The 23,519-nt window shown below is 50.6% G+C and carries 19 protein-coding genes and 1 tRNA gene; 10 read left to right on the plus strand and 10 right to left on the minus strand.

The window, feature by feature from the left end; all coding sequences use genetic code 11:
• Nucleotides 1–46: 46 nt before the first annotated feature.
• Together ecpA and ABLV64_RS01595 are read right to left on the minus strand one after the other, a co-directional pair.
• Nucleotides 47–634 carry a common pilus major fimbrillin subunit EcpA gene (ecpA, locus tag ABLV64_RS01590; protein WP_004204919.1) on the minus strand — a complete coding sequence of 196 codons (588 nt, stop codon included), beginning with the start codon at nt 632–634 and terminating at the stop codon, nt 47–49.
• Between the two features lie 73 nt (nt 635–707).
• Complete coding sequence (locus tag ABLV64_RS01595) at nt 708–1,250, minus strand: helix-turn-helix transcriptional regulator (RefSeq protein WP_004144585.1); 543 nt, start codon at nt 1,248–1,250, stop codon at nt 708–710.
• An 838-nt stretch (nt 1,251–2,088) separates the two neighbouring features.
• On the opposite strand from ABLV64_RS01595, the gene phnC reads away from it, so the two are divergent.
• From phnC to phnE (ABLV64_RS01615), 4 genes are all read left to right on the plus strand, one after another.
• Nucleotides 2,089–2,931: a phosphonate ABC transporter ATP-binding protein gene (gene phnC / locus ABLV64_RS01600; protein ID WP_042939290.1), complete on the plus strand. Its 843-nt coding sequence runs from the start codon at nt 2,089–2,091 to the stop codon at nt 2,929–2,931.
• Between the two features lie 22 nt (nt 2,932–2,953).
• A complete protein-coding gene (phnD, locus tag ABLV64_RS01605) occupies nt 2,954–3,892 on the plus strand; it encodes a phosphonate ABC transporter substrate-binding protein (RefSeq protein ID WP_049004154.1) in 939 nt (312 codons plus the stop codon).
• Between the two features lie 66 nt (nt 3,893–3,958).
• Nucleotides 3,959–4,831 carry a phosphonate ABC transporter, permease protein PhnE gene (gene phnE, locus ABLV64_RS01610; protein WP_017900974.1) on the plus strand — a complete coding sequence of 291 codons (873 nt, stop codon included), beginning with the start codon at nt 3,959–3,961 and terminating at the stop codon, nt 4,829–4,831.
• Nucleotides 4,828–5,712, plus strand: coding sequence for a phosphonate ABC transporter, permease protein PhnE (gene phnE, locus ABLV64_RS01615; RefSeq protein WP_017900973.1), 885 nt, complete (start codon nt 4,828–4,830; stop codon nt 5,710–5,712). Before phnE (ABLV64_RS01610) ends, phnE (ABLV64_RS01615) begins: the two co-directional genes overlap by 4 nt.
• Before the next feature lie 586 nt (nt 5,713–6,298).
• Here phnE (ABLV64_RS01615) and ABLV64_RS01620 read toward each other — a convergent pair.
• Both ABLV64_RS01620 and ABLV64_RS01625 read right to left on the minus strand, forming a co-directional pair.
• Complete coding sequence (locus ABLV64_RS01620) at nt 6,299–6,964, minus strand: HAD family hydrolase (RefSeq protein ID WP_348843134.1); 666 nt, start codon at nt 6,962–6,964, stop codon at nt 6,299–6,301.
• Between the two features lie 95 nt (nt 6,965–7,059).
• On the minus strand, nt 7,060–7,929 hold the full coding sequence (locus tag ABLV64_RS01625; RefSeq protein WP_004204702.1) for a DMT family transporter: 870 nt from the start codon (nt 7,927–7,929) through the stop codon (nt 7,060–7,062).
• Between the two features lie 411 nt (nt 7,930–8,340).
• On the opposite strand from ABLV64_RS01625, the gene ABLV64_RS01630 reads away from it, so the two are divergent.
• Nucleotides 8,341–8,907 carry an NlpC/P60 family protein gene (locus ABLV64_RS01630; protein WP_004222859.1) on the plus strand — a complete coding sequence of 189 codons (567 nt, stop codon included), beginning with the start codon at nt 8,341–8,343 and terminating at the stop codon, nt 8,905–8,907.
• A 45-nt stretch (nt 8,908–8,952) separates the two neighbouring features.
• Here the strand turns inward: ABLV64_RS01630 and phoE are convergent, their stop codons facing one another.
• A complete protein-coding gene (phoE, locus tag ABLV64_RS01635) occupies nt 8,953–10,005 on the minus strand; it encodes a phosphoporin PhoE (protein ID WP_004204700.1) in 1,053 nt (350 codons plus the stop codon).
• Nucleotides 10,006–10,293: 288 nt separating this feature from the next.
• On the opposite strand from phoE, the gene proB reads away from it, so the two are divergent.
• From proB to ABLV64_RS01650, 3 genes are all read left to right on the plus strand, one after another.
• Nucleotides 10,294–11,397, plus strand: a complete 1,104-nt coding sequence (gene proB / locus ABLV64_RS01640; protein ID WP_008805306.1) for a glutamate 5-kinase — start codon at nt 10,294–10,296, stop codon at nt 11,395–11,397.
• 10 nt (nt 11,398–11,407) lie between these two features.
• Nucleotides 11,408–12,661, plus strand: a complete 1,254-nt coding sequence (gene proA / locus ABLV64_RS01645) for a glutamate-5-semialdehyde dehydrogenase (RefSeq protein ID WP_004147253.1) — start codon at nt 11,408–11,410, stop codon at nt 12,659–12,661.
• 113 nt (nt 12,662–12,774) lie between these two features.
• Nucleotides 12,775–12,850: transfer RNA gene (locus ABLV64_RS01650), tRNA-Thr, on the plus strand.
• 452 nt (nt 12,851–13,302) lie between these two features.
• Here ABLV64_RS01650 and ABLV64_RS01655 read toward each other — a convergent pair.
• The gene (locus tag ABLV64_RS01655; RefSeq protein WP_000878752.1) at nt 13,303–13,485 is read right to left on the minus strand and encodes a hypothetical protein; all 183 of its coding nucleotides are present in this window, start codon (nt 13,483–13,485) and stop codon (nt 13,303–13,305) included.
• 218 nt (nt 13,486–13,703) lie between these two features.
• Between ABLV64_RS01655 and ABLV64_RS01660 the strand changes: the two genes are divergently transcribed.
• Together ABLV64_RS01660 and ABLV64_RS01665 are read left to right on the plus strand one after the other, a co-directional pair.
• The gene (locus ABLV64_RS01660) at nt 13,704–14,789 is read left to right on the plus strand and encodes a DUF4297 domain-containing protein (RefSeq protein WP_064794555.1); all 1,086 of its coding nucleotides are present in this window, start codon (nt 13,704–13,706) and stop codon (nt 14,787–14,789) included.
• Entirely contained in the window at nt 14,789–16,441 is a 1,653-nt protein-coding gene (locus tag ABLV64_RS01665; RefSeq protein WP_064794556.1) for a hypothetical protein, read from the plus strand. Before ABLV64_RS01660 ends, ABLV64_RS01665 begins: the two co-directional genes overlap by 1 nt.
• A 301-nt stretch (nt 16,442–16,742) precedes the next feature.
• Here the strand turns inward: ABLV64_RS01665 and ABLV64_RS01670 are convergent, their stop codons facing one another.
• The 4 genes from ABLV64_RS01670 to ABLV64_RS01685 form a co-directional block, all read right to left on the minus strand.
• Nucleotides 16,743–17,600 (minus strand): HNH endonuclease signature motif containing protein, encoded by an 858-nt coding sequence (locus ABLV64_RS01670; protein WP_001575468.1) that lies wholly within the window; start codon nt 17,598–17,600, stop codon nt 16,743–16,745.
• On the minus strand, nt 17,600–19,117 hold the full coding sequence (locus ABLV64_RS01675; protein WP_348843135.1) for an AAA family ATPase: 1,518 nt from the start codon (nt 19,115–19,117) through the stop codon (nt 17,600–17,602). Before ABLV64_RS01675 ends, ABLV64_RS01670 begins: the two co-directional genes overlap by 1 nt.
• A gap of 654 nt (nt 19,118–19,771) precedes the next feature.
• Nucleotides 19,772–20,041, minus strand: coding sequence for a HigA family addiction module antitoxin (locus tag ABLV64_RS01680; protein WP_064794558.1), 270 nt, complete (start codon nt 20,039–20,041; stop codon nt 19,772–19,774).
• A gap of 595 nt (nt 20,042–20,636) precedes the next feature.
• Entirely contained in the window at nt 20,637–23,402 is a 2,766-nt protein-coding gene (locus tag ABLV64_RS01685; RefSeq protein ID WP_348843136.1) for a LuxR C-terminal-related transcriptional regulator, read from the minus strand.
• Nucleotides 23,403–23,519 lie beyond the last annotated feature (117 nt).

Below are 23,519 nucleotides of genomic sequence, written 5' to 3' on the forward strand. Positions count from 1 at the left end.
CCGTGAAAAAAGCAGGGGGAGCCCCCCTGCTGGCGCATCACAAGGATCAGCTGGTCCAGGTGGCGTCGAACTGTACGCTGACGTCGCCGCTCCAGATCCCTTCCGGCAGGGTGCTGTAATCGGTCACTGCGGTGGTACCGTCGGTGGTGCCGCTGATGATCGAGAAGGTGAAACCATCCTGCGCGGTGGTACGGCCGCTGGCGTTGTAGCCGTTAGCCAGCGCGCTGAGGTTGCCGCCCAGAACGTTGTTGGCGGTATCGATCATCACGGTATCACCGGTTTTTTCCACCGCTGCGCCGTTATAATCCACGCCCACGCTCAGCGTGGAGCCGGAGGTATCCAGCTGGGTTAAGGTGTTGGTGATAAGACGCGAGGTCAGCTTAAAGGCGGTCGCCGTTGCGTCACCCTCAATCGCCACGTCAAACAGACCTTTCTGTGAGTTAAAACCTTTCACGCCTTCGGCATACTGGAACGCCAGGCTGCCGAGCGGGGTGACCACCAGCTTGCTGGTGGTGTCTTTTTTGGCGGTCGCAGACCAGGTCGCTACAGCCTGAGCCGTTACGTCAGCAGCCTGCGCCACGCCCATACCGGTAAACGCCGTTACCAGAGCTATTGCCAGAACCTTTTTTTTCATCGCTTTTTCTTCCTGAGTTGAATTAAGGACATGATGTCCCGGTGAACCATTCAAAAATTAACTTACCTGGGTGTTACTGAACTAATTTGTATATTTTGGAATACAGCTTGGCCTCGGCATTGCGCCGATGGGTATATACTGTCTTCACGCTACAATTTTCAATTCTGGCGATCGATTTCGGCTGCATGCCCTGGGCGGTCATGCGGATAATTTTCATTTCCCGGTCTGTAATTTTATCTTTCTTAATATCTTTACGGAGAAACCTGCCATTAATCACATAGGCCAGCTCTTTTCGAATATCGCGACTCAGGCCAACATATACCACGCCGCGAATATCGCTATTGTAATACCAGTAATTCGCTAAGGCTTCTGACTTCCTGGCCGCAATTAATACAACCTGTTTCCCCTTTACCGCGGATAGCCATTCGCTGTCGCGCCTGATAAACTCGTTTAACGAAGCCGTATTGAGATTGATAAACACGAAATCTTTTCTGATTTTCTCTAGCGACAGATAAATTAACTCGTCGATATCTACAATCAGTTCAGACAATCCTTTATAGAAGTAGGAGTCATCGGCAGACCAAATATACTTATCGGAACAGCTTTTATATTCCATATAGTTTTTAACCTCATAGTCCTTGAAGTAATCATTTTTAAAACGTCACTGCTTGCCAGGCCTATAAAGTTTACTGGCGTATTCGATTCCTTTAGTAAATCGCCATTAAATAAGACACGCATTACTTATCAATATTGAATAAGCGGGGTTAAACTATAATTATTTTCTGCTTGGCGTTGAATTTAAGTTTTTTCCTATGGAGTGTCAACATGCGGGAAGGCAATGAATTTCGCGCCCAGGTCAATATTTACAAAAACTGAAAATATCTCATTTTTGAGCGCAAGAAAAAGGTATTTATTTTCATAAGGTTATTAGCAATATAACCCTCAATTCTTAGCTGAATTTTATATTACCCAGGATCTTCACCCTATTATGTTAGGAATATTCTTAATGAAGGGCAGAATGCAGTTGTCAAATAAACCAAATTTATTCAAAAATAAAGAATATAAGTCTAAAAATCAGCAATAACCAGGATGATTCACCAATACATAAGACTCATAAATAGATTAACCTGCCGCACAAAATAGTTATATATATGTTAATTTTGCGGAATGATGAATGCTAAACAAAGGCAGAAGCATTATCTATTCGATTAAACAGACCTCATTAGCAAGATAAAACGAGTTTTGCCGATGGGTTCCTGCCGTCACGGGGACGCCAGTCTCCGCGTTCCCGAAAGCATAGCCGCTTTTCGGCGCTTCGCCAGCGTACCACGCACGGTGAACCGCTCACCGCCGCCCTTTCCCGCCTGTTCACGGTTTGTTCGCAATACCGTCATCGAAATTTCACATAAAGACCTATTAATAGTGGCCAGTTAATGACGAACCTGGACACTCTTATGAACAGCTCTCTTGCCGCGGTGGCCGAAACTGATTTCCAGCCGTTCACCGAACTCAATGCCGGCCGGCAGCGGAAGGTCTTAAGCGTGCGTAATCTGAGTAAAGCTTATCAAGCCCAGCACAAGGTGCTGGACGGCATCAGCTTTGATCTGCACGCTGGCGAAATGGTTGGCATCATAGGCCGCTCCGGCGCCGGTAAATCGACGCTCCTGCATGTCCTCAACGGCACCCACAGCGCCAGCGGCGGCGAAATTCTTAGCTACCCGGAAGTCGGTACCCCGCACGATGTCTCACAGCTGAAAGGTCGCGCGCTCAATGCCTGGCGCAGCCACTGCGGAATGATTTTTCAGGACTTCTGCCTGGTGCCCCGTCTCGATGTGCTCACCAACGTCCTGCTGGGCCGCCTCAGCCAGACTTCAACCCTGAAATCGCTGTTTAAAATCTTTCCTGAAGCTGACCGGGCGCGCGCCATTGCGCTGCTTGAGTGGATGAACATGCTGCCGCACGCGCTGCAGCGGGCGGAGAACCTCTCCGGCGGGCAGATGCAGCGGGTGGCGATCTGCCGGGCGCTGATGCAAAACCCCGGGATCCTGCTGGCCGACGAGCCTGTCGCCTCGCTGGATCCGAAAAACACCCAGCGCATCATGGATGTGTTGCGCGAAATTAGCGAGCAGGGCATCAGCGTGATGGTAAACCTGCATTCGGTAGAGCTGGTGAAGACCTACTGCACCCGGGTTATCGGCGTCGCCAGCGGTCAGCTTATTTTTGACGATCACCCCTCCCGGCTGACGCAGGATGTGCTGCAGCGGCTGTACGGCGATGAAGTTAGCCAATTGCATTAATTTCACTCACACGGGCAACATAATGAAAAAATCTATGACTGGCGCAGTTCGTTTATCCGCAATGGTCGCGGGCATGATAATGGCATGGCAGGCAACGGCAGCGCAGCCGAAAGAGCTGAATCTGGGCATTCTCGGCGGCCAGAACGCCACCCAGCAAATCGGCGATAACCAGTGCGTGAAGGCCTTCCTCGATAAAGAGCTGAACGTGGACACCAAACTGCGCAACTCTTCCGACTATTCCGGGGTGATCCAGGGTCTGCTGGGAGGGAAAGTCGACGTGGTGCTGAGCATGTCTCCCTCCTCTTACGCCTCGGTTTATCTTAATAACCCCAAAGCGGTGGATATCGTCGGTATCGCCGTGGACGACAAAGATCAGTCTCGCGGCTACCACTCGGTGGTGATTGTCAAAGCTGACTCCCCGTATAAAACGCTGGACGATTTAAAAGGCAAAGCCTTCGGCTTCGCCGACCCGGACTCCACTTCCGGGTATCTGATCCCTAACCATGCGTTTAAAGAAAAATTTGGCGGTAACGCCGACAACAAATACAACAACACCTTCTCCAGCGTCACCTTCTCCGGTGGCCACGAGCAGGACATCCTCGGCGTGCTGAATGGCCAGTTCGCGGGCGCGGTCACCTGGGCCTCGATGGTGGGCGATTACAACACCGGCTACACCACCGGCGCGTTCAACCGCCTGATTCGCATGGATCATCCGGATCTGATGAAGCAGATCCGCATTATCTGGCAATCGCCGCTGATCCCGAACGGCCCGATCCTGGTGAGCAATGCGCTGCCAGCGGACTTTAAAGCGAAGGTCGTGGCGGCGGTGAAAAAACTGGATACTGAGGATCACGCCTGCTTTATCAAAGCGATGGGCGGTACTCAGCACATCGGCCCGGGCAGCGTGGCTGACTTCCAGCAGATTATTGATATGAAACGCGAGCTGGTGAGCGCGCGTTAATCCTGCCTCAACGCCGCCTGCTTGCCCCAGGGTAAGCGGCGGCGCTACGTTGAAGATCCCCGACGCATGAAGACGACCCACACCGAATTTGAACACTATTACCAGCAGGTACGCTCGCGGCAAAAGCGCGATGCCGTCTGCTGGTCGCTGCTGCTGCTGGCGCTCTATTTTGCCGCCGGCAGCGCCGCGGAATTTAATCTGCTGACTATCTGGCACTCGCTGCCCCATTTCTTTGACTATATGGCAGAGACCATTCCGCCCCTGAGCGCCGGCAACCTGTTCGCCGACGTGCAGACCAAAGGCTCGCTGGCCTGGTGGGGCTATCGCCTGCCGATCCAGCTGCCGCTGATCTGGGAAACTCTGCAGCTGGCGCTGGCCTCAACCCTGGTGGCCGTCGCCATTGCCACGGTTTTCGCGTTTCTTGCCGCCAATAACGCCTGGTCCCCGGCGCCGGTGCGCTTTGCCATTCGCGTGCTGGTGGCGTTTTTGCGCACCATGCCCGAGCTGGCGTGGGCGGTGATCTTTGTGATGGCGTTCGGCATCGGCGCGATTCCGGGCTTTCTGGCGCTCATGCTGCATACCGTCGGCAGCCTGACCAAACTGTTCTACGAGGCGGTGGAAAGCGCGCAAAACAAACCGGTACGCGGCCTGGCGGCCTGCGGCGCATCCCCGCTGCAGAAAATTCGCTTCGCCCTGTGGCCTCAGGTGAAACCTCTGTTTCTCTCCTATGGCTTTATGCGGCTTGAAATCAACTTCCGCTCGTCGACCATTCTCGGGCTGGTGGGCGCGGGCGGCATCGGCCAGGAGCTGATGACCAACATCAAGCTCGACCGCTACGATCAGGTGAGCATCACCCTGCTGCTGATCATTCTGGTGGTGTCGGCGCTGGACATGCTGTCCGGTCGTCTGCGCCTGTGGGTACTGGAGGGTAAGAAATGAGCGTCTGGCACATGCAACCGGATCTCGCCGCCAGCCGGCGGCAGCATAAGCAGCTCTATCAGGTCCAGGGGCGCTACCTGCGCTACGTCGGGCTGGTGGCGCTGGCCTGCCTGCTCTATTACGTCTGGTTTTTTCTGCAGTTCGGCATCAGCGGCGAACAGCTGACCACCGGCCTGCAGCAGATTGGCCGCTATCTGGCGCGGATGTTCGTCTGGCACGACTTCTGGAACTGGCCGTTCGGCTATTACTTCACGCAAATCGGCATCACCCTGGCTATCGTCTTCGCCGGGACGCTGACCGCCACGGTGCTGGCGCTACTGCTCTCCTTCTTCGCCGCCCGCAACATCATGCGCGGCGTGGTGCTGGGAACCCTCGCCCTGCTGATGCGCCGCCTGTTTGATGTGCTGCGCGGGATCGACATGGCTATCTGGGGGCTGATTTTCGTGCGCGCGGTAGGCCTCGGGCCGCTGGCCGGGGTGCTGGCGATCATCATGCAGGACACCGGCCTGCTGGGACGGCTGTACGCGGAAGGACACGAAGCGGTGGACCGCTCCCCCGGGCGCGGACTGACCGCCGTGGGCGCGAACGGCCTGCAAAAGCATCGCTTTGGCATTTTTACCCAGTCGTTCCCGACCTTCCTCGCGTTGAGCCTGTATCAGATTGAATCCAACACCCGCTCCGCGGCGGTGCTGGGCTTCGTCGGCGCCGGCGGTATTGGGCTTATCTATGCCGAGAATATGCGCCTGTGGAACTGGGATGTGGTGATGTTTATCACCCTGCTGCTGGTGGCGGTGGTGATGATCATGGACACCCTCTCCGCCTGGCTGCGCCGTCGCTATATCGGCGGCGCCGTGGTGCCGCTGTATCAGGACGAACGCTAGCGCACCTTTGTGCCGGGTGGCGGCTACGCCTTACCCGGCCTGCGGGGTCCTCTCACTGGCTGACACATCGTAGGCCCGGTAAGCGCAGCGCCACCGGGCGATGACAGCGGGTACGGAGCTGCTTTTATGCCGGGTGGCGGCTGCGCCTTACCCGGCCTACGGCCCGAGCAACCAGTCATTAATTTACCCACTTGCGCGACTGAAACTGCCGGTGCTGGCCGGAGCCCGGGGGTACAGGGGGCGGCGGCGGCGACTGGCCGCCCCCTGTGCGCTCCAGGCACCATGAGTGACATAGCGCAGAAAAAATATGGGGAGCGCAATCTGCCCGGAAAAAGCCCAGGAGTGGTAGCCCTGCTAAACGCAGCGCGAGCAGGGACATTTCCGGTTGCGCCGATATTTCGCCGGGTGGCGGCTGCGCCTTACCCGGCCTACAGGGCCCTCTCACAGGCTCACACCCCGTAGGCCCGCGCAAGCGCAGCGCCGCCGGGCAATGACCGCCGGCACGGAGCCGCCTGTATGCCGAATGGCGGCACACGCCTTATCCGGCCTGGAACGACTGAACCCGCAGAAATATTTATCCGCTCCGCTATTCCAGCCGCCAGCTCAGCACCGGCCAGCCGTATCCGGCACCGGCCGCCTGCAGCTGCGGACAGGGATTGACCAGCCGCACGCGATCCGCATGCAGACACAGCGGCAGATCGTTAATGGAATCGGTATAGAACGTCACCTCGCCGTTATACTGCGGATACGCCTCGCGCCACTGCGCCAGACGCGCCACCTTTCCCTGCTGATAGCTGGGGATCCCGGCAATGACCCCGCTGTAGCCGCCGTCGACCATCGCCACGTCAATGCCCAGCGCCTGATCGATCTCCAGCGCGGCGGCCACCGCCTGCACCAGCAGGCTAACCGAGGCGGAGATAATCAGCATCTGCTCCCCCTCGGCCCGCAGACGACGAATGAGCTCCCACGCCTGCGGATAGATCCGGGGCAGGATCGCCTCGCGCACGCAGCGGGCCACCAGCGCATCAACGTCCGATTTCGGTATTCCGGCCAGCGGTGCCTGGATCAGGGCCACATAATCGGCGATATTCATCTCTCCCCGGTCATAATCCGCCATTAGCCGCGCCTCGCGGGCAAGATACCCCTTCTGCGTCGCCAGCCCTTCGCGAACCATAAACTGGCTCCAGACCGTACTGCTATCGCCCTGTATCAGGGTGTTATCGAGATCAAAAATCGTCAGCGTGTTGCCCATGGTACTTTCCCTTACTGGTCAAAATAAGCTGCCGGGAGCATGCGTAAAAAAGATGACAGGAAAATGAACCGGACGCCGCAGCGCCCGGCTCGTCGTCAGCCGGCGCGGACCTTGCCGGTGCGGAACACCAATACGATCCCGCCGACGATCGCCACCATACCGACCATCGCCGCCGCCGGCAGCCGGTTGCCCAGCAGCAGATAATCCAGCAGCGCCGTGATCGCCGGCACCAGATAAAAGAGGCTGGTGACATTGACGATATTTCCCGCGCTCAGCAGACGATACAGCAGCAGCTGGGCGACCACCGAAATCAGCAGCCCGAGAAACAACACCGGAATAATCAACCCGACGTTAACGGTAAACCGGAAGCCGCTGACCGGGGCGAGCAACAGGCACAGCCCCAGACTCACGGCGTACTGCAGCGGCAGGACATCCGCCGGCGACTGACGGCTGCGCTTTTGCCACAGCGCGCCAAAAGTCATCAGCAGCAAAGCCGCCAGCGCAAACAGGATCCCCGCCATCGCCATGGGCGACGCCGCCAGGCTGCGCCATACCAGCAGCACCAGCCCCGCCAGGGCAAGCAGCAGCCCCAGCAGCCGCCGCCCCTGCAGGCGGCGCTCCACCACGCAAAGCGTGAGGATGGGCTGGATCCCCATCATGGTGGCGATAAGTCCCGGCGTCACGCCGTTGGCCATCGCCTCGAAGTAACAGACCGAATAGCCGCCAATCAGCATCAGGCCGGTGGCCGCGGTCTGCAGGCGGGTGCCCGGTGCGGGCAGCCAGCGCCGACGGACGATGGCCAGCGGCGCCAGCGCGACCAGGGCAATCAGAAAACGAAAGACCAGCAGCGCCATCGGCGAGGCATTGTCCAGTCCCCAGCGGGTGAAAATGGCCGCACTGCCCCACAGCAGCACAAAAATGGCCGTTGTCGCCTGCGAGGCGAGCAGAGAATAGCGAACGTGCATAGCATGCTCCAGAACGTCAAACACAAGGTATCAAGCGTCATACCGGCAGGTAAGCGCCTGCTAAAGACGGCGCTAAGCGCCGAAAACAACCCGGTCTGGAGGGGGAGGCGGTGGGCAGAGCGTGGCGAAGCGATGATGAGGCGCAGACGTCATCCACCCCGCGTCGAAAGCGGCGCCGGGCAAAGTCTCACCAGAGATGGCGTAATGCGTCATGGAATGCCTCGTGAAATGTTTAATCAGAATCCTGGCACAGGCCGTTCGGAAGTGACAACTGCCTTTTATGGGTGATCTCTCGGCTGGTTGTTTATTTTTAATCGTAAATAAACGTAAAGGCGGCCTCGGCTTATTCAGCCGTTCTTTTTAATCGGCTATAAAACAAAGCAGTCTGCTTGCTACTTCGAAAATAACGATATGAAGCCAAAACTGACGCATGCTCTCTTTTTAATTCCTTTTTTGTTGTTGGCAGGATGCTCCTCCTCACCGAAACAGGCAAAGAACACAAAATCTCATGCGGATATGACCATTGACGGCGGATCGGACGATCTGATCCCGGTGGTGGCGGCCCTGCATGATCAGATGCACACCTGGCAGGGAACCCCCTATGAATGGGGCGGTACTGAACAAAGCGGCGTCGACTGCTCGGGTTTCGTCTGGCGCACGTTGAAGGATCGCTTTAACCTGCCGATGGAGCGGATCACCACCCGCGAGCTACTGCACATGGGCGTGCGGGTCAATAAGCGGGATTTACGTCCCGGCGATCTGGTGTTCTTCCGCACCCGGGCCGGGATGCACGTTGGCTTTTACGATACCGATCATAATTTCCTTCACGCCTCGAGCAGCCAGGGCGTGATGCGCTCTTCGCTGGACAACCCTTACTGGGAGTCGGCGTTCTATCAGGCGCGTCGTCTGCCGAAGGAGTATAACGCGCAGATCACCATGAACAGCGACACCCTGCATCTGGCGAAGAATCGCCGCTAAAAAAAAAGCCGCAGCCTGGGCTGCGGCGGGTGGTTCTGAAGTTGATCAGAACTGGTAGGTCATGCCCAGCGCGACGATGTCGTCATCGTTGATGCCGAGTTTGTTATCGCTTTTCAGCTGGTTGATTTTGTAATCCACGAAGGCGTTCATGTTTTTGTTGAAGTAGTAGGTCAGGCCCACGTCAATGTAGTTAACCAGATCTTCGCTCCCCACCCCTTCGATATCCTTCCCTTTCGACAGCACATAGCCGAGGGACGGACGCAGACCGAAGTCGAACTGATACTGGGCCACCGCTTCAAAGTTCTGCGCTTTGTTGGCAAAACCGCCGCTGATCGGGGTCATCTTACGGGTTTCAGAGTACATGGTCGCCAGGTAGATGTTGTTGGCGTCATATTTCAGGCCGGTCGCCCAGGCTTCCGCTTTCGAACCCTGGCCGCGGGCCAGAAGGTTTTGATCGTTGGTACGGTCGGAGCTGGTGTAGGCTGCGCTGACGGCGAAGTCGCTGCCGCCGAAGTCATAGCTTAACGAGGTGCCGACGCCGTCGCCGTTCTGTTTCTTCGCTTCACGGCCTTCGTTTTTACCCTGGTACTGCAGGGTCAGATCCAGACCATCCACCAGACCGAAGAAATCGGTGTTGCGGTAGGTCGCCAGGCCGCTGGCGCGCTTGGTCATAAAGTTATCGGTCTGAGCGGATGAGTCGCCGCCGAATTCCGGGAACATATCGGTCCAGGCTTCCACGTCGTACAGGGCGCCAAGGTTACGGCCATAGTCGAAAGAACCGTAGTTCTTCAACTTCACCCCAGCGAACGCCAGACGAGTCTTCTGGCTGGAGTCGCTCTCGGTTTTGTTACCCGAGAATTCAGATTCCCAACGGCCATAGCCGGTCAGGTCTTCGTTAATCTGCGTTTCGCCTTTAATACCGAAACGCACGTAAGTCTGATCGCCATCTTTGCTGTCATAATCGCTGAAGTAGTGCATGGCTTTGATCTTACCGTACACATCCAGCTTGTTAGCGTTCTTGTTATAAACTTCCGCTGCCTGCGTCGCCGTTGAAGCCACAAAGCCCATCATCATTAATGCCAGAGTACTCTTTTTCATTATTCAGTCCTGGTGATTTATTTATACGCGCTATTCAATTGCGGGCTCTCGCCCATCAAAAACAGGAGTTTTTTAACGCCGGCATATTAAATATTTATGACAATGTGGAACTTTTTATAAAAAAGAGTATTTAAATGTATCTGACATATTTTTGTCACATATCCTCTCCAGAATGCCCGATCCCGCGCAATAAAATGGCGCGCCCGCCGCCCCGGGTGTTGGCAAGCGGGCCGACTCCTGCTACAACATCAGCTCGATATCGATATTCCTTTTGAACGGCAGAGAATCATGAGTGAAAGCCAGACGCTGGTGGTAAAACTGGGCACCAGTGTTTTAACAGGCGGGTCCCGTCGCCTGAACCGCGCCCATATCGTCGAGCTCGTGCGCCAGTGCGCACAGCTGCACGCCATGGGACACCGTATTGTCATCGTGACCTCCGGGGCCATTGCCGCCGGGCGCGAGCACCTTGGTTACCCGGAACTGCCCGCCACCATCGCCTCCAAGCAGCTGCTGGCGGCGGTAGGACAAAGCCGTCTTATCCAGCTGTGGGAACAGCTGTTTTCTATCTATGGCATTCACGTTGGCCAGATGCTGCTGACCCGCGCCGACATGGAAGACAGAGAACGGTTCCTCAACGCCCGCGACACCCTGCGCGCCCTGCTGGATAACAGCATCGTCCCGGTCATTAACGAAAACGACGCCGTCGCCACCGCGGAAATCAAAGTGGGCGATAACGACAATCTCTCCGCGCTGGCCGCGATCCTCGCCGGGGCGGATAAGCTGCTGCTGTTAACCGACCAGCCTGGCCTGTTCACCGCCGACCCGCGCAGCAACCCGCAGGCGGAGCTGATTAAAGACGTCTACGGCATCGACGACGCGCTGCGCGCCATCGCCGGCGACAGCGTCTCCGGACTCGGCACCGGCGGCATGGGCACCAAGCTGCAGGCCGCGGACGTCGCCTGCCGCGCGGGGATTGATACCATCATCGCCGCCGGCAACCGCCCGGACGTCATCGGCCACGCGATGGAAGGCCTGCCGGTAGGCACCTGCTTCCACGCCCAGGAGTCTCCGCTGGAGAACCGTAAGCGCTGGATCTTCGGCGCGCCGCCGGCCGGTGAACTGACCGTCGATGCGGGCGCGACCCAGGCGATCCTCGAAAGAGGCAGCTCGCTGTTGCCAAAAGGCATCAAAATCGTCAGCGGCAACTTCTCCCGCGGCGAAGTGATCCGCATCCGCAATAGCGAAGGACGCGACATCGCTCACGGCGTCAGCCGCTACAACAGCGATGCGCTGCGCCTTATCGCCGGCCAGCACTCGCAGCAAATCGATGCCATTCTGGGCTACGAATACGGCCCGGTGGCCGTCCACCGCGATGATATGATCATCCGTTAAGGAGCTGAAAATGCTGGAACAAATGGGCATTGCCGCCAAAGCGGCCTCCTGGCAGCTGGCGTTACTCTCCAGCCGGGAAAAGAACCAGGTGCTGGAAAAGATCGCCGATTATCTGGAAGCGCAGACCGACGATATTCTGCGCGCTAACGCGGAAGATTTAGCCGAAGCTCGCGCCAATGGTCTGAGCGAAGCGATGCTTGATCGCCTCGCGCTGACCCCGGCGCGCCTGAGCGGTATCGCCAGCGATGTGCGCCAGGTGTGCAATCTGGCCGACCCGGTCGGCCAGGTGATCGACGGCGGGCTGCTGGACAGCGGTCTGCGTATTGAGCGTCGCCGCGTCCCGCTGGGGGTGATCGGCGTGATTTATGAAGCGCGTCCCAACGTGACGGTCGACGTCGCCTCCCTGTGCCTGAAAACCGGCAACGCGGCGATCCTGCGCGGCGGGAAAGAGACCTGGCGCACCAACGCCGCCACGGTGAAGGTGATCCAGCAGGCGCTGCAGGAGTGCGGCCTGCCGGCCGCCGCGGTACAGGCCATTGAGAGCCCGGATCGCGCGCTGGTGGGCGAAATGCTGAAGATGGATAAATACATCGATATGCTGATCCCCCGCGGCGGCGCTGGCCTGCACAAGCTGTGCCGTGAGCAGTCAACGATCCCGGTGATCACCGGCGGGATTGGCGTGTGCCATATCTTCGTTGATGAAACCGCCGAGATCGCCCCCGCGCTGAAGATCATCGTCAACGCCAAGACCCAGCGGCCAAGCACCTGCAATACCGTGGAAACGCTGCTGGTGCACCGCAACATCGCCGACACCTTCCTGCCGGCGTTGAGCAAGCAGATGGCCGAGAGCGGCGTCACCCTGCACGCCGCCCCTTCCGCCCTCCCCGCGCTGCAAAACGGCCCTGCGAAGGTCGAGCCGGTGAAAGCGGAGCAGTATGACGACGAATATCTGTCGCTGGATCTGAACGTCAAAGTGGTGGCTGATATGGATGAGGCTATCGCCCATATCCGCGAACATGGTACCCAGCACTCCGACGCCATCCTGACCCGCACCCTGCGTAACGCCAACCGCTTTATCAATGAAGTGGACTCTTCCGCGGTCTATGTGAACGCCTCCACGCGCTTCACCGACGGCGGCCAGTTCGGCCTCGGCGCGGAAGTGGCGGTCAGCACTCAGAAACTGCACGCCCGCGGCCCGATGGGGCTGGAAGCGTTAACCACCTATAAGTGGATTGGTTTCGGCGACGATACCATTCGTGCGTAAATGAGAACGGGCGATGTAAAAATAGGCAGTTGATTCCACTGACTATTGACGCATCGCCCGCTAAGTTCTAACCTTTTGCCTCGTGATTCACGCTCGTGAACACCTCTTGCAGGGCCGATATAGCTCAGTTGGTAGAGCAGCGCATTCGTAATGCGAAGGTCGTAGGTTCGACTCCTATTATCGGCACCATCTTTTATAATAAAATCATCAAGTTATTATTGCATTGTTTTGCTTTGTTCAACACTAATGTGCAATTTTGCGCGTTGTAGATGTGGCAAAATTGTGGCAAGTACAGTGAGATTGTTTGTGGCTCAATGCAAGGGTATGCTAACGGCACGTGTTACCTTGTAGCTCCCGTCGATCTTGTCTTTTGAGCAATATTACTACTTTGATGGTTTCTGGTTACGGATGTTGTCAGTCCAGTTCGCAGCCAGCACGGTTTGACCTAAAGGATGTTATTACAATAACCTACGCAGGCATTCAAACACGTTTAGTCTGCCATTTAGTTATTGCATTCACTTGACGACCCATTTGCATTTCACTTAGTCATATCTAACAAAAAAATGCATCCGATACCCTACTATTGACAGGCAGCTTTGAGCGATCTGCTGACATTACCAGCATAGTGGCGTATTAATCATCTAGGAGCAGGTCACAATCTCAGCCATCAAGCTCTGGACTAACCCAACTGCGAAACGCTGCAGACTAACAAGACCATCTTCGTCGTCCTCGCCGTAGAAACGTGTGAAGGCAACCGATCGCACCTTCTCATAGTCTTCACCATGTTCATCGCCTCCAAAACGCTTGGCGAGCGCCGCCAGCACGTACTTCAAAGACTCTTGGTCCTCCTCTGAACGAATAGAGCTATGACTTCGCTAGAGACAAAGTCGCTTACTTAGCTTCCCTGTTTCGATGTTGCAACTCACATATTTTTAACTTTCAGAATGTGTTACCCAATAGTTCGTGCTAATGCTACTATTTGTATTCAATCGGATTAATGATGTTGTTACGCGAGTCCATTGAATTAAACATAAGGGAGTATATGGGGTTAGCTGAAACATTAGTTAGTATTCCGCAGTCTGAAAGAGGCGGTGAGATTGCTCAACGTGGGTTTGACTATCAAACTTGCTGGGCTTTATCTCAAATGCTGGAATATGAACTAGATGAAAAGAACTATGTGTTTATCTTCGAATATCATGATGATGTTCTTATTCTTGATGACGAAGTTTCTCCAACACAACTCACATTTGCTCAAGTAAAAACAAGAGAGAAACACTGGACTGCATCCACTCTTAGTAATAGCACCAAGAAGAACCCAATATCTATCATCGGTAAGTTATTTATTCATCAAAAGAATTTCGCCGAATATTCACCCAAGCTCCTTTTTGTTACTAATGCTTCTTTCAATCTATGTGAGGAAAACGGTGGTAAGTCTTGTTTTGGTGCAAATGAAGTCAAAGTGGAGTATCAGACGAGCTTTAAGAAAGCAATCAAAGATCAAGTAAAGCTTGATGACGCCAGTATCGATCTTTCTGTTATGCGTTTTGTTCAATCCTCATTAAGCCTAGATGACCACATTACACATCTAAAAGGTAAACTATGCGATTTCCTTAGCAAGAAGTTTGGCGATAGCATTAGCCTGAGTGTTAATGCATTAGCTTCTTTGCTTGAACAGGCGTGTCGAGAAAAATCCAAGGTAAAATCCGCAGATATTATTAATTTTCCTGAACTTATCTCACGAAAGGGTTTCTCATCAGAAGCATTGAATGGTGTGCTTGATTCCTTGAATGCAAGTAATAGTTTAAAGCCTGATTGGGACAAAGCTAGTCCCCTATTCAATGATCTTGGCAAAACATCGCTTCAACTCATTATCCTGCAAGCCATGTTCTCACAAGTTTGCATCGACCTTAACCAAAACAAAAAAAATCCTTCGACTGTATATCTAGAATATGCAATTAGCCTTTACGATGAGGCGAGTGCTCACTCGGATTTGAAATTATATCTAACTGAAACCATGTACAAAATTGATGCACTTTGTCCAGATTATGCATTGACTTTAAAGTCAGGGAAGAAAGAATGCATAGTTATTTACTCAATAATCCAGAAGCTCTTAGAGGGAGGTGAATAATGAAAAGCATATACTTTAAAAGTGCTCATATATTATCCCTTCGCGATAAGAAAGGATTCTCCTTCAAGTTCTCACCTGATATTAATATCATTACAGGTGAGAACGACACAGGTAAGTCTAGCTTTATTAAGAGCTTATATCATACATTAGGTGCTGATGTTCGACTGGATAAAAAATGGAAAGAAGATAACTTTGTTTCAAAAGTTGTTATTTGTGTTAATAATCGTGACTATGCGTTTCTTCGCCACGAAAAACGTATTTCCATTTTCGATATAACAGCAGGACAAGAGCATCACTTAGTGACCTCTAGCTCTCGTGCAGAGATTGCATTAGCTGTGCGTGATGTCTTTGATTTCAATTTGGAGCTTGTGACTAAAACTAATTTGGTTCAGGGACAAGCACAACCAGCAAGTCTTTATCTCCCTTACTATATTGATCAAGATAACGGTTGGGGGAAAGTTTTAGATTCATTTAGCAGTTTGGCTATGTATGAGGACTGGCAAAAAAATATCTTGAATTTTCATACTGGTCTAAAACCAAAGGAGTACTATACTTTACAAGGAAAGATTAATTTAATTGATATCGATCTTATTGAAATCCGAACGACGTTAAAAGCTCTAAAGAGAGCTAAAAAGCGATTCGAAGAGTCATTTGGAAGAGTACTTTTCGATGTGGATGTAAAATATTATGAAGAGCTGCTGGAACGTTTCCTTCGTAAGTGCCAAGACTTACATCAAGAAGAAACAGAATACAGAATTAAGCTCATAAAAATATTATCTCTACGAGATGAATTAGTAACAGAAATAGAGGAAACAAAAAGACAGCTCGATGAAAATGATATAGATTCTTTGCTACCATCGGCAGGCTTAGAAGCAAGATATGTAGTACTTGAGAATAAAGAAAAGCTATTGCAAATCATACCAAAGTTGTATGAGGAAAAATCTGTATATGATGATCAACTCTCTAAAACTAAAGAAGATTTGAAACAGGCTATAAGCTTAAGCTCAGAACTCAAAAACATGCTTCTGGAAGTCAAAGAGCAACTGACTCTTCAAGACGTTATTAAGTCTCAAGCAAGTAAGCAGGTTGAGGTAACTTTCGATGAGCAAATTAACGAATTACTGCTAAAAATAGGCGAATTGGATGTTGCTAGAACTCAGCTTTCAAAAGAAATAGCAAAGTTCGAAGATAAAAAGCGAGCAAAAGAAATCAATGATAAGTTTAAAGAGTCACTGAAGTTTGCGCAAACTGAGTTAGGTATCAAAGATCCTAAAGTTGGAACTATTCTTCAATATGGTCCGATTTCTAAGAGCGAAACAGGCAGCCGTGCTCCAAGATCAATATTGGCTTATCACTATGCTCTTCTAAAAACAATAGAATATAAATCGACAAGTCCTATGCTTCCAGTAGTAATTGACTCGCCTAAACAACAAGATCCAGATCCGCGTACAACAAAAAAGTTATTCGATTTATGTATTAATGGTTTATCAACTAATAGCCAGCTAATTATCGGCTCAGTTTCATTTGAAAGAGAAACGAATCAGTTTAAAACACTTATTATGACTGAAAAATACAGTCTGCTAAAATCAGAGCTTTACAATCAGGTTTATCAAGAGATTATGCCTCTTTATGAACGAGCTGCATTATCATAATCTGATCATTTATATGGGAACACGCTCATCACTATGAGTGTGTCTCCTCATAGTTACGCTAGCTATCAATTAAATTAGCCTATTCAATTGACCAGCTCTTCATTGATCAACAATAAGTGCTATTAGCTACTTCAGCTTTCGGCACAGAGCGGACGAGATGGCTGGTTTGAAGGTCCGCTGTGAGCGAAGAGCGGAACTTCGCGATTAATCTCGCAGTCAAATAGTTGCATTACTCACATTACGGCGTATTAATCAATGGAGAGCAGATCAATAAGAACAGAAATAAACATTCCAAGCATTACTACAAGTCTGACATTAGAGCCAAACACATAATCCGTTCCCAGTGATTCACAAAAGGCGAATTATTGATTATTGTTTGAAATATAAGGTCTTTAGCAGCATTTTTATCTACGGAGATTGGTAGTACTGAGTTATATAGAGCTAAAAGCACAACTAACCTCGCACCAGCTTCTTTAGAGTATCTTAAAGATAAATCAAAATCGTTAAAATGTTTTTCCACTCTTTGTTTATGTGCATTATCCCAATCAGCAGGTGGCGAAACAAAATACTCAATAACTCCAGGCTCATCATTTTTGCCAACCAAGTATCTAGCCGATATCCACTGTTCATCATAATAACGGCTATCGTCTAAATAGGGATGTATTATCTGTTCTGCTTCATTTCTTGCAAAAGCTTCCCCTTTACCATCCATATTACAATCTCGACAAGCTGGCACAAGATTAACAGGCAATATAGAAAACTGAGGATAGTGAGCTTTAGGCAAATAATGATCTAAATTTCGAGGGCGCCCAATCCCACCACAAAATGGGCATTTTTCATTAGCAGCAGTCATCAGGGCATCATAAATAGTTCGAGCAGGCTTTTTCTTCCCAACAACATAATTTCCATAAAGCTTAACAAAGTCAGATTTCTTTAACCGACCTACAACAATAGGGTCTTCCTCATTTTTTATTTGCAGTGGTTGTATTGTATAAAGTTCACCAGTTAATGCCGATGCATTGTATGAAGCTGCCAATGTTTGCAAATCAGTTATTGCTTCATTCACTTTCAGCAACAAGCCCGGATTACCAGTTATGCCTTCGCGGCAGCTAGTCAGCATATCGGCATATGTATAAGCAGGTTGTTTAAGTTTTAACATCACTTAACACTCCGATCTCTGTGTGTGACAAGCGCTTTTAATAGAGCTCGGGCTTCAACACCAAGCTGGTTACGATACTCATCGACTATATCCTCATATGTTCCACCTGACTTAACAGATTGGACTAATAAATCGTGAAAACCGGATTTAACTACTTCAAGACCAAATACCTCTCTTGTTAAGATTCCTACATTCTCACCAAATGTTTCAATGTCTGGCCTGCGAGATTCGGTAGACAATCTTGAACGATTGATTTTCCAAACACATCGTTTAGGGACCTCTTGAAGTACCACAGGTGAGTGAGTTGCAATAATAGAAACACCATTTCTATCAAGTAGCAAATCAGACAGTGCACGAATAAAAGCAGACAGCAACGGTGGATGAAGATGGCTCTCTGGTTCATCAATTAGCACTAACGTTTTTTCTTCCACCGTTGCAACTAAACGTGTAAGTGTTAATAACACTACCGCATGACCGGAGCTCATTCTTTTTATACGTTTCCGTGCATTACTAACGAGCATCTCACCATTATATCCTGCTAGATTTTTCAGCTCCATGCTTGCAAAATTTTCATCAGACTCCAAAGTATCAATAGCCTGCAGCCATCTTTCACGCTTAGGAATCTGGCTAAAGCATAGCGTCAAAGCTTGTAGAAAGTCTTCATGAATATCATTTAGTCCTTTCAGCGACTCTCCTTTTTTTTTCAAACCTATATAGAAGTAGCAAGTTCCCTTTGATGGATCAGGCTGTTCACTTGGTGGCTCGAATGGATCGAATGCGCTAAATGACACAGAGACTAAACTACTAAAGTAATCATTATCAATCGGATCATCACTCCCCCCCTCCAGATCATAAAATTTTGCATTCGACGTACCTTTACTGGTAACAGCTTCAATCATTCCGTTTAGAATTGTCGTTTTCCCCACACCATTACGACCTATGATCGCGTGAATATTGGTGCTTGGTTTTTCTCCTACTTTCACCTTAAATGATAATTCGATATCGGAAATCTTGTCTTGTGCAGGGCGAATGAACTTGAACTCAAAATTAGTCAGTGGATTCTTTCCCTCAAGTACTCGCGCAAACTGCCCTTTAATAACAGACAAACTAACATACCGAAGCAAAGACGTTTTAAAGACCTCCTCATCCTTAACAAGATCTATAAGTTCTGGCGCATAAGCAATATCTTTGAGCGCCTCAAGTAATGAAACTTTGACGGATTCTGGTAAATTCGAAATTTTCTGATAATAGTCGACATCCTGACCAACGGAAAAATATCCTTCTGGGAGAATTCTAAACCTGCTTCCTAACGTGGAGTAAGTTGATTTTTCAGTAGTTTGTCCTTGAAAGCCAATCTTGACATTCCCAATATCATGCCGTTCACCTTTCTGATCAAACAGATACAGGTAAAACATTGTAATGAATGAAAAGTCATTCCAACGATCCACATGCAGGTAAGCCGTACTAATACCTGCGGCAGGAATACGTTGCTCTCGGGGTACAATAATGATTTTCATATAATTTCCGAAAACCTTTTTTTGTTTAGATTCACCTAATTATATCAAAAACAACAACAGATGTGTAAATATCTTCTGCGAGAAATTTAAATATACAAGAAAACTCAAAAATTGTTTTTGCGGTTACGCTACTAATTAAAAGAAGTATCTTCAGGAGTTCTAATTATTAGTTGAAATAATTTACATATGAGCCGCAGTTGGACTTTTGACATAATAAGATTCTAGCAAAGGCAGCTTCTGGCCAAAAGCAGTCTTTCGGGTTTAAGACCTACAGCCTGACACTTCCGAATCTAAGTGGTCGAATTTTATTAGTGATGGTGGAGTAATCTGCAAATGGGTAGTCAAGTCAAATGGAACTATGTATCCATTAGTATTTGCGGCTAATTAGATGTGAGATATTAACATCTAATGTAGGAATGTTCCATTCAGGCCAGAGCGTCAAACAAAGCCCGAATTTACCAGTCGGGCTTCTTTATGTCGGTTTTCAGTGTCGCCTGTACCACGGCTAAAATGATTTGTCCGGTCAGGACTGTGTCCCATCATCCAGGGTCAAATTTCTCAATCCTCAGTCCTCCTGGTGTTATCATGTTTTAATGAGTCACTAGTAATACATGAGTATTATTCAAAGCATATTATGTATTAGGACTAAGCAATCTAATTGAATACCATTACTTTTTTATTAAACCATGCCTCATGTAGCTCTTGCAGTTTCACCCAAAAATATGCATCTGTATTGAAAATTATCGCGAGTTGAAAAGCTTCCTCAAGAGTTATATTTCGCTCATTTTTTATTATTTCCAAAATTTTTTCATATGATGTATCCATCAGTTCAGCAAGTCTTGCGGGAGGCATATCCAATGGTTTCAAGAATTCTTCGTATAAAATTTCTCCGACAGTTGAAGGTGCAGCATTTATCGTCCTCATCCCCCCTCCTTTTTTTAAACGTCATCTGATTCATTATAGTAATTTGTTTAGCTAAACAAATCATAGAGTAAGGTTGGTTTAAGTGTTTTTCTTACTCAAATTCGATATATCCGCTGTCAGGAATGAATCATTTGCAAACAGTAGTTCTTATAAAGGTTAGCTAACCAAATTTATAAGTCATCTACAACCCTCTGTTATTTACATTTTGTTTCATTTTATTTATTGCTATTTAGTTTAGCTAAACAATCTATTTCATCATGTATAATCTGTGTATTTACCCACAGATTCTGTTGATAATATTGTGCATAACTTGTTTGTTAATTTTTTATTATATGACATATGAGGTACGCTTTTATGACATATGAGGGGCGATTTCATGACACTTGAGGGGCTACTTTATGACATATGAGGGGCGCATGTGGATATTTTCCCCCTTAATAATCACTGTTTTAATTGAGTTTTGCACACCCCTCCAACCAGATCTTTAACCTTAAATATAACCAAAAAGATTAGAGGAATTATTAAAACCTTAGTGTGATTCAGAAATTGGCTCGTTTGAATAATATTTTGTGCCCAGCCCTCCCTGTTCAAACCATTAATCCAGTAATTTCATCTCCAGCGCCCGGCTCATCGCTTGAGTGCGGCTATTCACTTTAAGCTTCGCGTAGATGTTTTTGATGTGCCATTTGACCGTCTCGGCAGAAATAGCGAGGGAGCGAGCGATTTCTTTGTTCATCTGACCTTCAGCGATCAGCTGTAATATCTGCAACTCTCGCTCGCTGAGCTCCTCATGAATATCAGGACTTCCACTATTAAACGGTGTTCTGTCTGCAGGCGCGCGCTTGTCTGCCCAGGGACCTTGCACTCCCCTTTCCTCTGTCCAAGCCGAAGAGGAATCGTTCATACCGATAAGCAAAGGTTGCAAGGTATCGCCAGCGTCAAGAAAGAGGCCCGTAAGATGCTGTTGTTCAGCCAGCTGCAGCACTGGCTGAAATGTCGTGCGCGCTGCCGCAGTTTTGCCGCTGTGCCACAAGGCCAATGACCAGAGCGTACGCAGACGCGCTGCGGTTAACCTGTCCCCCCGGTTTTCCTGATCGGAGACCATCTCAGCCAGGAGAATACAGGCTTGCGGCGCCTGGCCTCTGGCGAGAAGAAGGCGACAGTGGCTAAGGGATGCAGACAGAGCGATAGCGCGTTGACAGGGATGTTCGGCATCCATTCTGAAGCTGGCGGCCATTTGTTCAAGCTGTCGCTGCAGTTGCTCTGCGCCTGTGAAATTGCCGCGCTGCAGTCGCACCCTCACCTGCTCGGCTAACATCATGGCCTGGAGCCGTTGCCAGCCGCGAGACACCGCAAGACGCTGCGCATGCTCCAGCAATCGCTCGGCCTCATACGGCATATCGCCATCCAGAGCCTGACGCGCGAGATAGGTATAGCAACGACTCAGCGCGTCGGGTGGACTGAATCGGTCGATGAATTCGAGCCGATCGGCTAACAGATGCTCGGGCGAGTCCCCCCTCTGACATTCATAGGCTATCTCCGCCAGCAGCGGCGCCAGCGTCGCGCCACTGGTCGACTGGGTACCGGTATAACATTCAGCCTGGCGCAACGTTTTCTCTGCATACCACCCGGCTTTTCCCAGATCGCCCTGACAAAGATGGCACTGGGCAATGATAAACGCGCGATAAACCGAGACAAACAGATTATCTAAAGGACTTTCCGGAGAGGGCATATGCTGTTGAACCTCCAGCGCGTCGTGATAGCGCTGGTTAACAACATGGCAATAGCTGAGAATATTGCATATCAGACCATCAACCCAGGTGTCACCGCAGGGCACTTCGGCCAGCAACGGCTGAACAATAGCCAGACTCTCCGGGATGTTTTCCGCAAAGGCTTCGCAAATTGCCCGCACAACGCGCAATTTACACCAGGTGCTGCGGGTTAAATCCTCACGATGATGAAGTACCATCTGATCGAGGTTATCAAGCAGCTGCCTCGACTCATCAAAGTGGAAATAATGCGCCAGTGCCCAGGCCAGGTTAATTTGCAGGTCAATGCGCGAAGGATCGGTGCTGGGCGGTAAATGATGCATCCATGAGATCAGGGTATCGATATCCCCTTCTTCCGCCAGTGACTGAGCGCTTGCGCCATCCTGCACGGGGCTATGCACCGGCTTGCCTGCGCTGAGCGCATGGCGTACCGCCTCAGACCACAGCTTCTGTTCGACGAACCAATGACTGGCTAATTCATGTAGCTGTTTGCGATCAATAGCGTTGTTCTGCTGCAGCATGGTCCGAAGATTTTCCTGCAACAGAGGATGGTAGCGAAACCAGTAGCCCTGTTCGTCAAGGGCTGACAAAAAAAGGTTGTGTCGCTCAATCCATGCCAGCATCGCTTGACTGTCATCACGTCCAGTCACTGCATTGCATAGTTCGGCATTTAACCGGCTGAGGAAGGACGTTTTTACCAGGAAATCGAGAACCTCTTCCGGTAGCGGGTCCAGTACCACCTCTTTCAGATAGCGGGCAATGGACCGTGTTCCTCCATGCATATTGCGCAACAGATGCTCGGGATCATGCTGTAATTCTGCCGACAATGAAGCGATCTTCATCCCTGCAATCCAGCCCTCTGTCACGGACTGTAGCCGCTGTGCATGGTGGTTGCTGAGGGGTAGCGCAACCGTACGGCTAAAATAGTGTTTTGTTTCTTCGAGCGTGAATTGCAGGTCTCGATCATAGATCTCCACCAGTTGGTCCTGGGCCTGCAGCTGGCTCAGCGCAAGATTCGGGTGGAAACGGCTGCCAATGATCAAATGCAAGGCGGCAGGCGCATGCTTGATTAAATACCCCAGCGCTTCATAGACCCCACGATCGTTAATCACGTGGAAGTCGTCGATAATCAGGTACACGTCATGCGGGCAGTAGTGTAGCTGGTTAATGAGCCCGGCCAGCAGTTGCTCGGAGCTGGAGAGCTTCTGTTCTTCCATGTCACGCCAGAAATCGGCGTCCCAGTCAGCATAGAGTGGACGCAATGCTTGCAGCAGATAAGGAATAAACTGCCATACGTCATCATCATCCTCATCGAGGCTCAGCCAGGCGATACGTTCGCCCTGGGCGACCATCTGCTGATGCCATTGCGCCAACAGCGTGGTTTTGCCAAATCCAGCGCCGGCGCAGACGACGCCCAGCCGGCACTGCTGAACGGGACTGAGAAGCTGAAGCAGCCGGGGGCGCTCCAGCAATTGTATCGAGGAGCGAGGCGGGACGAATTTGGTCAGGATTAGCGGCAAGCCTCGCGTCAGCCGCAATGGCCCGGAGACCAGTGAGGGTGATTGGCGACTTTCTAAATCCGATGGCTTCATCCGTGGTTATCTACTCGCTTTGTTTTTTTTCAATTGTACGCCAGCCCCCGGGATGACATGGGACAGCCAAACTTTATTACTACACAAAATTTAGAAAGTTTGACCTCAAGCATGAAA

This window comes from Klebsiella sp. JB_Kp031 (genome assembly GCF_040064295.1).
GTDB classification, from domain to species: Bacteria; Pseudomonadota; Gammaproteobacteria; order Enterobacterales; family Enterobacteriaceae; genus Klebsiella; species Klebsiella quasipneumoniae.